Origin of the sequence: Vibrio crassostreae (genome assembly GCF_024347415.1) — a bacterium.
Classification (GTDB): Bacteria; Pseudomonadota; Gammaproteobacteria; order Enterobacterales; family Vibrionaceae; genus Vibrio; species Vibrio crassostreae.
Map to the genome: position 1 here is coordinate 111,731 of NZ_AP025478.1, position 12,345 is coordinate 124,075.

The following is a 12,345-nucleotide window of genomic DNA, read 5'->3' on the forward strand; positions in this document are numbered from 1 at the left end:
TAAGTCCAAATAAGCATTAGCAAAGTGCAGAGTGTTTGGCTCATGCGAACCTAACGCTAGGAAGAATGCCCCTTACATAATGTAAAAACCATTAATTTATGACTAATAAATCATTCTATAGCCTTTATTCTTACGTCAAAAATGCCATCCCTCCCAAAATAACCAATATACCGCCAGCCCATCGAACACCATAAGCTAACCAGTCTTGTTTCTGCATGGCCAATTTTCTTAACCCCGATGTCCCCAAAACACACAAAAGATCTGCACTACTAAACACCAAATTCGTAAAGGTCCCTAAAATGAACAATTGTAATCCAACTGAAATTTCCGACTCTTTCACTACAAATTGAGGAAGGAAAGCAAAATAAAAGAGCGCGGCTTTAGGGTTAAGGACATCGACAACCACGCTATCCCAAAATATTTTCTGAGGGGGTCGTATTGAAGGGTCTTCAAACGCAGTATCAAAATGAAAATGGACATGAGAGATTATCTTTTGATAACCGAGATAGATAAGATAGATGGCCCCGACTTTCTGCACGATTTCTTGCAATAAAGGCGTGTTAATGAAGGCGGTAGCGAGACCAAAAGCAACAAGAGTGACATGAAAATATCCCCCCACGTGCAAGCCTAATACCGCGAATAGTCCGCTTTTTCTACCGCTAGAAACCGTCTGAGCGACACTATAAAGCATCGCTGGACCTGGCATAAAAGCGTAAAGAAGAACCACCGTAAAAAACATCAATAGCTCGCTATTTTCTAGCATGACTCTCCTCCTTCATTTCCTCTTACGTTAAAAACAAGAGCCATCATCTCAAAAGATGCCGCCTCGACCTTATCAATGCTTCTGTTCTAGGTGAATAAAGATTTATGGTTTAAAAGAAGCAGCTAGGAGAGAAAAGAGGTTGCTATATTCATGGTTAGGCACCCACGCAACCTTTCTAAAATCACCTAAACATTAATTTATAAGGTATTGTTTTGAATGGAATTTATATATAAATAATAATAATTTAATAAACAAAATTTAAGACCAATATTCTACCAATTAACCAAAAAATTAAACGTCTATTTTAAGTTATTAATAATCATTTTTTATTTATATAACCAAAATCTTATGGCTATAAATTAAATGGTTCTGGTATGAATAAATACTCAAAAGGAGTTGTGGGGTTATGGAGACACTTATATGCCGATCTTTCCAATCATTTATCGATTTCTGCGACAACAATATCGTTGAAGGGAAAAATGTTCACTGCACCTTTAAAGCCTCTAAGGATAAAGAAAGGTGTTGGATGAAGCTCTACTTGGAAGACAAAGGAGGAAAAGAACTCACGTTCAGCTTTCTATAAAACTGATCTCACAAGCTTGTGTTCAAAAAAACTTCCACTTTCATTCAAACTTTATTCATAGATTTATTAAAAATATTCAAAATATGAGCCATTATATAAAAATCTAGAGAAACTCCCTTTCTCTAGAGATATGGAGAAACACTATGTTAAGAGCACAACTCAACAATATAAAATTACCTATAGGCAATTGCGTATTGCAAAGAGACGAATCGGGGGCTCAATTAATCCTCAGTAATCAAAAATCATTTTCAATCACTCTACCTGAAAGTTGCATACTAGAAACTCTTATCCAAAAAGAGCAATCCGTCTCGACTAAAGAAGAGCTTATTATTGCAGCTTGGGGGAATCCAGATATCATTGGCCCTAACTCTTTACCAGTCGCTATTACCAACCTCAGAAAAGTCTTAGAACTTGATAGTATCAAAATCGTTAATGTCCCAAGAAAAGGCTATAAGATGCATATCCCTGAGTTTGAGACTTCGCAAGACCCACCGAGACAGATAAAATCCCCTCGCCCTCATAACTTCTCGTGTCCGCTAAAAAAAACGTCCAATAACTACCTAAGACTCTATCAATGGGCTCTTGTTGGCTTATCTTCTACGGTTCTCTCCGTACTAATAATTATCTATTTCTACTTTTGGCACGAATTTGACATCGTCAATGTCAATGTCAATAACCAATCGAGCCAAATCTGTTTAACTAAAAAAGAGGAACTTAAATTTATCACTACCGCTCAAAATAAGTTCACATCTCAATCCCAAGAGCGCTCTCACGCTAACCCATAGTTCCCTAGTCTCAACGAGAGACAGCCCCTTTGTTTCCAAAAGGGGCGCCAATTAGAGCGCAGGTTCCAATGTGGCATTAAAATGTCTCAAAACTTTAGGCTCATAAGTAAACTTCAAACCTGAAATCGATGAAGCGCGTTTTTTCACTTCATTAAAAGCCGCAATAATGTAATCAAGGTGAGCTTGCGTATAGGTTGCTCTTGGAATGGCTAAACGAAATAATTCCGCAGGACAAGGAAGCTGCTCACCTGTTTCAAGATCACACCCTTGTAGTAAAGACCCGATTTCAGCCCCTCTAATACCTGCCACTTTATAGAGCTCACAAGATAAAGCATGGCCAGGAAATTGCCCAGGGGGAATATGCGGCAACAAAGCCCCAGCATCAACAAAAGCAGCATGACCTCCGGCTTGCTGGCAGCGAACCCCTAATACTTCTAAGCCACTCACTAAATATTCCACTTGCTGCAGGCGCGACGCTAGCCAGTCTTCTTCCATTCCATCATAAAGTCCAACAGCCAAACGTTCCATCGCCCCACCTTCGAGGCCTCCGTAGGTTGGAAAACCCTCCAATAACACGCATAACGTCTTACATTCCAACTGCACATCTAACAAGCTATCGTCTTTGAAGGAGAGTAACCCTCCAATAGGAACCATTGCATCTTTTTTCGCTGACATAGCAAAGAGATCCGCATATTTAAAAGCTTCTTTAGTGATCTCTTGAATGCTCCATTCTGAATAACCCTCTTCGCGTTGCTTAATAAAATAAGCATTCTCAGCAAAACGCGCACAGTCCATAACAACCGGGATGTCATAAGATCTCGCCAACTCATAAACCGCCTTCAAATTCGCTATAGAGACCGGCTGCCCCCCTGCAGAATTGCAGGTGATCGTACTCACAATATAGGGAACATTTTTGGCTCCAACTTCTTCAACTCCAGCGGCTAGCGCTTTCAAATCAAAGTTGCCTTTAAAATCGGCTTTAATTTCAGTATTAAAGGCTTCGGGTGAGGGAACGTTGATCACTCGACAATTATTGTGCTGAGTGTGTCCTTGTGTGGTATCAAAAAAGTAATTTGAAAAAGCGGCCATTTTGTCTCGTTCTAACCCCTTATCTCGCTCACATTTATTAATCAAGGCGGGGACATATAACTGTTCAGCACCGCGCCCTTGGTGGGTGGGGATGGTAAACTGATAACCAAAGATATTTTTTACCGCTTGACTTAATGTCTTGTAACTTCGACTCCCACTGTACGATTCATCGCCTCTCAACATGGCAGACTGCATTGCCTGTGTCACTGCACCTGTGCCACTATCAGTAAGCAAATCGATAAACACATCGTCGCTCTCTAGTAAAAACGGGTTATACCCCGCTTTCATCAGCGCCTGCTCTCGCTCTCGCTCCGTTGTCCTTTTCACTGGTTCAATAACTCTAATTCGATAAGGCTCCGGCAAATAGTGCGAATCCATTGGGTGTTCTTGATTATTGCTAATTGCTGACATAGGTATCTCTCCAGAAATTTTCTATTCTTAAGATATTCGTTAAACACAAATTGAAAGTCATCCGTTAGTATATTTGCACTATATAGGGCCACTTCAAATGTTCCTATCCGTCACATAAAAATGAACTAATCAACGATGTTTGAATATTAATTTCAGCGTAAATTAACTATTAATAAACGATAGAAAGCTGCACTTAACGCCCCCAAAACAGAAATCGTCATACAGAAAAAACGTCTTCCCTACCCCCTTAATTTCAATTAATAAGAATAATTAAATAAACAATATACTTTTAAAGTATCACTCTGAGATTGTTCAAAGATCTACTGCTTCATTGAAAGTCAATTTATCGCATACTTTAGCATTACCCGGCGGAGCCCAACTTAATGAAACGGAACAAGAGTACCTACTTTATGTTCGATATAGCACAATACCGATAGAGCCAGAGCCGTTTTCAGAATCGAATAGTAAAGATACCTTTGAGGTTTCAGCTAAGCCTTACCTCAAGGGAAAAATTAAGAAAGATAAACTACAACTTCTTAGAGCACAGCTAGAACATTTGCAGACGCTTTATTGGCTTGATCATCTGGTTCAACACTCAAGCCTTAAAACAACGCGCTTATGAATACTACGTTCATGCCACCCCATTAATCACCAATAAATTATCCTTAATTACTAGTAAGCCTCCCTCGTGTTTGCTTAGCATTTTTATTTTTGTTTCCCAATAAGTAACCGAAGGAAAAGGAGATTAAGGTGCAAATAAGAAAAGCGACTCTCAACGACATATCCTCTATTAACACTCTGTGTCACGAACAACTGGCAGGGTGCCACAGTAAAATTAGCCATTACAGCAGAGAGCGAAACGAATACAGCTTGAATGATTACAACTTAAGTAAACTAAGAATTATTGACTTACTTTTCACCGAATCCTTGATGAAAGAGAAGCTCAATAATAAAAATACCTATTTTTTTGTCGCTGAAACAGAGAATAAACAAGTGGTAGGCTACCTAATGGTCAGTGTTCATTACCCTAAAAAAAAGCCAGCTATCCAACAACGAGATCCATCTTTCTATGCTTATATCGAACGATTTTATGTATCGTATAGATATCACGAGCAAGGTATTGAACTTGCATTACTCAATAGCTTTGATTACTGGAAAAAACACAAATCTGCACACTAATGTTATCTTTAAAAACCGATAAAAGTTGTCAATGCTCAGGCTGAGCATTGACAACTTTTCCCCACAACTCAATCAGTCTAAAGTAATTATTTTTCCACTCAAAGTATCGTTCACCCCTTCTTAGCCCATACCTCCCATAGTGATCAACAAATTCCGGACACTGGATTAAGCCAACTTTCAGCATTTACTGGCGACAGCCCATCATTTGCTTGATGAGGCCGTTGCCGATTGTAGTAACTCATCAGGTAATGGTTGATCTCTTTCTTAGCTTGAGATTGTGTCAGGTAACCTGTTGCTGGCATCCACTCGGTTTTCAAACTTTAAATAGCCGTTCCATGGGATCGTTGTCCCAACAATTACCACGACAGCTCATACTTCGAGTTATACGATATCGCCAAAGTCTTTGGCGATATTTACGACTGCTGTACTGGCACCCTTAATCTGAATGGAATAGCACGTTCCTCGGATATCCCCGTTACTCCTAAGCCATGTCCAAAGCTTTAGGTACTAATTAAGCATCGCGCTTATCTAATAAAGACCACTCCACGAGGTGTTGACTAAGTAGGTCCTCTTTGAACCAGCTTCACGCATTATCTGACGAACCGTATATCGCCCTATCTTGATGCCTTCTGCAGTTAGCATAGAGACAAGAGCACGGCTGCCAGCGGAGGGTCTACTCATGTTTAAGAGCTCTTCAATTTGGCTAGCTAGACGAATGCAATTAGCATCCGGTTTACGCTGCTTAAACTCGTAATAACAAGACGAAGCTACGTTGAACAGCTCGGAAAGCGTTTTGACCGATTCATGCTCCCTCAACTTGTCAATTAACGAGAACGTTCGAGTTCGTCTGACATTAAGAGAGCGGTGGCCTTTTTTAATATGGATTTTTCTCGTTCTAACCGGTTAATCCTAGCTTCTAATTCTTGGGTTTTCTTTTGTTCAGGAGAAAGGGGGAATTCACACTATCTCCCCCCTAAAGAGTTAGTCGACTCGATAGGGGCCTGGACAAAATTGCAAAAAAATAGATGGGAGAGCCTGATGATTAATGTGTCGATTACCAAAATTAAGCGCGTATTCAAACCAATTAGGTGCGGTTGTACCAGCGACAAAAACAGCGACACGAGGCGGTGACACTACAGCACAAATAGCGCCAGCAATCACTATTAACGAATGACATGGATTCCCCCTACCGAGGATCTACCACACTTACTATGGTACTTAAATGCATCGGAGGCACCATGTCTGATTATTCTTATTTCTGCGGTATCGACCTAGCTAAAAACCACTTTAGCCTTCATGCCGTAGGCGTTGAAGCGCGTGGTGGTGCATATTATTGGACAAGAACACTCAATAAACTGGGGCATAACGCCCGTATCATGGCCGTTAAATACGTGGTTCCTTATCGAACTAAAGGGAAGAACGACCTTAATGATGCAGTAGCTATCTGCGAAGCTAGTCAGCGTCCATCGACTCGCTTTGTGCCCATAAAATCCCCCGAGCAACAAGCCATCCTATCCGTACATAGAATGAGAGAGCATTGGGTTCGTGAACACACCGCGCTTATAAATCGCATGCGTGCCCTGCTTTCTGAATTCGGATTAATCATTCCTGTTGGTCGCTCTTCATTGATGAAACAGGTTCCCTTAATGCTCGAAGATGCAGAAAATGAACTACCACTCCTCGCAAGAACAGTAATTGCCGATGCTTATCACCACCTTGACGAACTCAATCAACGTATCGTCGATATTGAGCAAGTCTTCGATTCTTTTGCTAAGGTCAGCGCAAATGTTCAACGAGTGATGAAGGTTCGAGGTATCAGGCCGCAAACTGCAACAGCGATACTCACTTCGATAGGTAATGGCTCTCAATTTGATGAAAGTCGCGATTTCTTGGCTAGGCTTAGTACTAAAGCAATATTCGACGGGAGGAAAACCTCGCTTAGGCCGGATAACCAAACACGGCGACCAATACTTACGAACACTATTATTTCACGGCGCAAGGACCGTGATTGCCAACCTTGGCGACAAGCAAGATAAGTCAGTGGTGTCGAAGCGTTCTAGAGCGGAGAGGAATGAACCGAGCGATAGTGGCACTTGCCGCGAAGAACGCACGAATTATATGGTCACTTTTACACAATCAAACCGAATATGAAAACTATGCTGCTTAAGTAGAAACCTAAGCAGCATAAAGAGTTAAACCCACCGGGTCATTGCAGACGCTAATGATGGAGATAGGTTAAGACCACTTGCGGAGAGCCTGTTAATGCGGCGGACACACTAGATGTCATCTAACGAATAAGGCACCGCAGTCGCGCAAGTCATCAGGGCCACGACGTATGCGAATCGTCGATAAGTAGGCCGAATGTAGAGCAGCAGTCCAAAATCCATCAACATAAGTTTAGCGGATGTTTGACAACCGGGGGAATCCATATAGCTCTTTTATTTCAAGCTAGCCTTCAGGAGCATATTCATCAGTGTTAGATTTCATGCCCGTAACTAGGTTTAGATCGAGCTTAAATTTACTCTTTTCTGAGTAGCACTTAAGCACAGTACTAAAAATATCATCCGGATCCACTTTTGGTGCTGGCGTGAGGGAAAGGGTTGGGACAAAGATGTAGTGGGGGGCTTGACCTTTTAAGTAGGGGGCTCGTAGGGCTTAATTTCTGATGGTGATACCTTAGCGTCTTCCCTAGGCACACTAATCCCCCGCTCATTGATGTTGGCTGTACTAAACGCGCATAAACTAATCCATATAAGGAAAACACTAATTAGCACGCATCAACGATATTTTTGAAGACAATAAACATTTACGTGCGATCTTCGTCTTTCGGCCTGTCAACTTATACACATTATTAAGACTACCTAATGGTCAGTGTTCATTCCCCTAAAAAAGCCAGCTATCCAGCAACGAGTTCCATCATCTTTCTAAGATTATATCGAACGATTCTATGTATAGTGTAGATATTACGGAAAAGGTATTGAACTAGCACTACTCAATAGCTTTGATTACTGGAAAAAATACAAATCTGCATACTAAGATCATCTTTCAAAAACCGATAAAAGTTGTCAATGCTCAGGCTGAGCATTGACAACTTCCCCCCCCAATTAAATCAGTCTAAAGTAATTATTTTTTCACTCAGATCATCGAGTACACCTTCTTGGTACATACCTCCCCATTCGAAAAACAAAGAGGAGAAGCCTTGCAACCATTGAGGGGATAGAGGGTAATCCACATTATCCTCCCCTTAAAGAATTAGCCAACTCGATAGGGGCCTGGACAAAATTGCAAAAAAATAGATGGGTTAACCTGATGATGCAAGGTAAAAAGCCCACACCAGACACTGTCATCGCCTCAGTCAATATGTGGCTAACACCACTCCAAGTAAATGCGGCATCGCGCTAATCCCAATGTAAAGGCTAGGGCAGCGATTAATGTAGGAATGAACCATTTCATTGGTCTTGAATATCGTCAGTAGGGTGGGGGAAGTAAGCGAAGTTTTAAAATAATTGCTCATCTGCTCGGTATACCTAACCTCACACAACGGTCAAAATTTTTCGCTTCAGGTGCTAAAATATTTCAATGAGAAAAATCAACTCTTTTAAAAAGATATACTTGATCTGAGACACTCGCCCCCATTTTCCCCCTCTTTCGCTCTAGCCTCCAAAGAGGGGGAAAGCCCATAAAGGGATAGTCTGGCAGCCAGTAAATGAAATTGTACGCGTGGTATTTGAAAAACCAAGGTAGACGAAAAAGTACTGCCTAGTGAGCACTTATACTCCCATTGATAAAAAACATCGCTTTTCAAATCTAAAAAGTCATCATCTTAGCTTTATCGATATCCTAGTCAGGTAGTCCGCAACAGTACTGTTAACTGATATGAAACTTACCAGAAATTCATTAAAGGGGGAGTATGAGCGACCTAAGCGCAACCCCCGGTGAAAAACAAAGAATCGCATCACGCTAAATTCGTAACGATTTCGCAAATAAGACGGTCAAAGTCGATACGTCTATAGAAAAGCCAACTTATATCAATCAAGACTCATCTCGATAATCAAAAAAACTCTTTGTATTCGATAACTCTAGCAACACGAACAATGACATCCTATGGGTTAAGTCAGATAGTGAACGTGGAAATAATCGTAAGGTTAACCAGAGTCAAAAGCCTACTAGCGATATCGAACGAAGCATCAAAAAAAGTTAGCGGCTTAACTCTACTTCTTGGGGACTCGCTGTTTTTACTGCAAGATATTCCCGTTTTTTATACGAACAACTTAAGATCAAATAGTTAAAAACTTCGTTTATTCATAGGTTGGATTAGTATCAGGTATTCGTAAGTAATCCATTTGAAAAGCTAATAGTACATTCGCATTTTATCAATAAGGACATTAACTTAACAAGCAACATCAAAACTCTCTAGAGATTTGGTGTTGCTTGTTAAGTCACCGACTGAACCTAAGTGAAGTTGGTATTATTTTGAAACTAGATCCTAAAGGTTCTAGTTTCTTAGTCGTCCTCAAAACCCTAAACATCTACCGAATTTATATAAATATTTACCGAACCAATATAAACATCTACCGATTCTTTATCGATATTAAACGATCATCAATGTAAACATTTACCGATCTTAGATTTTTTAGTATTAACATTAGCCGATCTTAATGAGGGTTAAGATCATAAATTAAGTCTAAATTAGGATCGTTATAAAAAGTTGATTAAAAAATAGTCGGGAATAACAGCTAAACTCTTAATCTAATCTTAAGCTTGATCATCTAAAGATAACTAAACATTTACCGAATCTAGTAGTTATTTACCGATATTTACACATAAATTATGTGACGAACTATAGATATTTACCGAAATGGTATAGATATTTACCGAAGTTAATGAGTTGGGTAAGTTTCTCTGTTAAAATGATCGTATCGCACCCTTAGGTAATGATCATGACGTTATCATCGAACTCTAGCTTGACGGTTATTAATGAAGAAGACCGAAAAAATCGGTTTATCTCTTCTATCCTGTTTTCGAGAGCTACCATTTTCCATCCAGCTTCACGCTTAACATCGACCATGCAATCTAAGCTCATCGAGATCGCACAAAGTGGTGGTACTGACCCTAATTATCCGTTAGAAAGCGTGAACATAAACAGCTATGGAAAAAGTTTTAGAGTCGATCTACATGTTGATTACCTACTGCAACCTCATCGCGATATCTTAGAAACCATGTTGGCGTATGCGCAAACTATCCAACTGGACGATACTTCCTATGATGCTGGTGCACGGTTAACTTGGTCACAGGTATACCAAACCATCACTGATGGCGATATCTCAGATACCCAACAAGATGGTTTTGATTCATTTATCGATCGTGACGCTACCGTTCTATCAATGAGCATGTATGAATTAGCAACCCGAATGGGCATGGCGACTACTCGCGCGAACTACGATCAAATTGAGCGCCGTATTACTCAATTAGCAACGGCGCACTTGGTTATCAATGAACTTGATGAAGAGCAAAACGTAGTAAGCAAAAAGCCCTTAGAGTTTATTCAAGATTACCGATTTTATTGTGACCGAAGTAAATTTAAAACAGGTCGTAAAAACAGTAAGAACCTCACTAACCATGTGTTCCTAGTGCCAGACATGCGTTTGTTGCAAGCGATACGCGATCATGGCTACTATTACCGATTAGAACAACACAAAATGACCAACTACAGTAAACCGTCGGTTCGTTCATTCTTAAAATACATTACCACGCATAAAGCTGAATTCTTACACAACAAGAAGTTTGAGTGGGCACTCGATAGCTATATTCAATCTATTGCTTCGAAAGTCAGCCATAGCTTTCGTAGTGATCTCAGAAAAGATCTGTTAGCCAATGCCGTACAAATCGAAAAAGACTTCAGCCTTCAATTTCGCGATGTCGGTAATGGCATACAGATCTTCTACATTGGGGAAGGTGAGTCATGATCACTCAATCTCTTGATAGCTTGATGTCTTCACCTGCAAGTCAGAACCTAAGTTTTAGTTTAAAAGGTTTACTTAAAGGACATGTAGGCATGTTGATTGCTGCACCGAACGTCGGTAAATCTCACCTGGCTCTTTGCATAGCAATGGAACACGCTTCTTCAATGTATTTACTCGGGATGAGTGCGGCCGACAAACCCGCAAAAACCTTGGTATTGAGTTCAGAAGACGGAGCCGGTGTGATTCAATCTCGCATGAAAGAAAAGCTGGTTAATTGCACTGCCACTATAAAGTCAGAGCTAAAAAATAATCTCCACTTTCTTACTGATATCGAACCGATAGTGATTCCACCCGATAGCTCGGTCCAAGAACAGACAGTACATAAGCAGTATTTAGAACAACTCAAACAAACCTTTTCTGAATTCGATTTAGTGATCGTCGACACCGTAACGGAATCAATAGGCCGTTGTGAGGAAGTAAAACACGATCGCTTAATCAAAAATGTTTTTCAGAGCCTTGCTAATGAATCAGGTGCCAGTTTGTTGCTTGTTCACCATGTGAATAAAGATGAGATCCGCGGTAACCAAGAAATTACCATGGCATCAGGTGCAGGTTTAACATCAATAATGCGATTAACAAAGTGCTTGTTTACGTTAAAGAGAAACAAAGACTCTTTATCGATTAAATACCTTAAGAGCAATTATTTACCTGAAAATGAAAATCAAGAGTTCATGGTTGAAGTAAGACAAAACCTCACTATTAATCCACAGGTATTCAGCTTGAAATCTAAAGGGTCTAAGCTTGCTCGGTCCGCGCAAAGTATTAAGCAGAATCCTAAAAAAATTACGTTGCCTGGCACTATTCCAGAGCAAGAGGAAATAGAAGAGCGTAAAAACCTCAGAGACGTTTTGTAAGCGACCTCTATCACATTCAAACAACACCGACATTCGGTGCTGTTTTTTTATCTGACACAACTCGCACTCTCTATTACTCGTTCATGTTTTTTCGCTCAGATTGTCCAGTTTTGAGTGCTTTATTTAAGGGGGAATCATGGCGAACTAGGCGTCTTTAAGAGTTTCATCAGACAGTCAAGATGTGGCAAATCAAAAGCACGGAATCTATGACTACACCAGTAAGGTTGGGAGAGGTAATTTAGTGTTTGCTGAAGTCAGTCGAATTGCACGTTCTACTTTACAAGTGCTTGAGGTTCTCGAAGTGTGTATGGAAAAGAAGATCAATGTCTATATCGCCAAACAGAATTTACAACTAGATGGTTCAATGCAATCTCGCATAACCGCAACGGTGCTAGGACTTGCGGCAGAGATAGAGCGTGAGTTTATCCCGATGAGGACTAAGGAAGTGCTTGCCGCTAGAAAGCAAAATGGCATGATTCTCGGAAGACCAAAGGGCCAAGCTGAGAAGTTGAAGCTCGATGTTAAACGTGAACAAATAGAGAAGTATTTAAAGATGGGCTTGGGGATTCGTCCTACAGCCAAATTGATCGACGAAGCGCCGAGTACGCTGCGTGACTACATGAAGCGACGCGGGTTAACCCTTAAATTAGCTTAAGGG

At 40.5% G+C, this 12,345-nt stretch carries 9 protein-coding genes and 2 pseudogenes; 6 read left to right on the forward strand and 5 right to left on the reverse strand.

Annotated features, from left to right (window positions below; genetic code table 11):
- Positions 1 to 130: 130 nt before the first annotated feature.
- Positions 131 to 763: a LysE family translocator gene (locus tag OC193_RS24775; protein WP_048613777.1), complete on the reverse strand. Its 633-nt coding sequence runs from the start codon at positions 761 to 763 to the stop codon at positions 131 to 133.
- Between the two features lie 726 nt (positions 764 to 1,489).
- Here OC193_RS24775 and OC193_RS24780 point away from each other — a divergent pair.
- Entirely contained in the window at positions 1,490 to 2,131 is a 642-nt protein-coding gene (locus OC193_RS24780) for a winged helix-turn-helix domain-containing protein (RefSeq protein ID WP_048660682.1), read from the forward strand.
- Positions 2,132 to 2,182: 51 nt separating this feature from the next.
- On the opposite strand, the gene OC193_RS24785 is transcribed toward OC193_RS24780, so the two are convergent.
- A complete protein-coding gene (locus OC193_RS24785) occupies positions 2,183 to 3,631 on the reverse strand; it encodes a tryptophanase (protein WP_261978812.1) in 1,449 nt (482 codons plus the stop codon).
- A gap of 750 nt (positions 3,632 to 4,381) precedes the next feature.
- On the opposite strand from OC193_RS24785, the gene OC193_RS24790 reads away from it, so the two are divergent.
- Entirely contained in the window at positions 4,382 to 4,810 is a 429-nt protein-coding gene (locus tag OC193_RS24790; RefSeq protein WP_048613782.1) for a GNAT family N-acetyltransferase, read from the forward strand.
- A gap of 143 nt (positions 4,811 to 4,953) precedes the next feature.
- Here the strand turns inward: OC193_RS24790 and OC193_RS26090 are convergent.
- Both OC193_RS26090 and OC193_RS26095 read right to left on the reverse strand, forming a co-directional pair.
- Positions 4,954 to 5,351: pseudogene (locus tag OC193_RS26090) on the reverse strand (DDE-type integrase/transposase/recombinase); the annotation flags it as partial.
- Positions 5,339 to 5,626, reverse strand: a complete 288-nt coding sequence (locus OC193_RS26095) for an IS3 family transposase (protein WP_372450054.1) — start codon at positions 5,624 to 5,626, stop codon at positions 5,339 to 5,341. The pseudogene OC193_RS26090 and the gene OC193_RS26095, both read right to left, overlap by 13 nt.
- Before the next feature lie 422 nt (positions 5,627 to 6,048).
- On the opposite strand from OC193_RS26095, the pseudogene OC193_RS24800 reads away from it, so the two are divergent.
- Positions 6,049 to 6,977 (forward strand): annotated as a pseudogene (locus OC193_RS24800) (IS110 family RNA-guided transposase).
- A 942-nt stretch (positions 6,978 to 7,919) separates the two neighbouring features.
- On the opposite strand, the gene OC193_RS24810 reads toward OC193_RS24800, so the two are convergent.
- Entirely contained in the window at positions 7,920 to 8,042 is a 123-nt protein-coding gene (locus OC193_RS24810) for a hypothetical protein (RefSeq protein ID WP_259739813.1), read from the reverse strand.
- 1,708 nt (positions 8,043 to 9,750) lie between these two features.
- Here OC193_RS24810 and OC193_RS24815 point away from each other — a divergent pair.
- From OC193_RS24815 to OC193_RS24825, 3 genes are all read left to right on the forward strand, one after another.
- Complete coding sequence (locus OC193_RS24815; RefSeq protein WP_048660681.1) at positions 9,751 to 10,776, forward strand: hypothetical protein; 1,026 nt, start codon at positions 9,751 to 9,753, stop codon at positions 10,774 to 10,776.
- On the forward strand, positions 10,773 to 11,687 hold the full coding sequence (locus tag OC193_RS24820) for an AAA family ATPase (protein ID WP_048660680.1): 915 nt from the start codon (positions 10,773 to 10,775) through the stop codon (positions 11,685 to 11,687). Before OC193_RS24815 ends, OC193_RS24820 begins: the two co-directional genes overlap by 4 nt.
- A gap of 181 nt (positions 11,688 to 11,868) precedes the next feature.
- Entirely contained in the window at positions 11,869 to 12,342 is a 474-nt protein-coding gene (locus OC193_RS24825) for a recombinase family protein (protein ID WP_230690977.1), read from the forward strand.
- Positions 12,343 to 12,345: the final 3 nt, after the last annotated feature.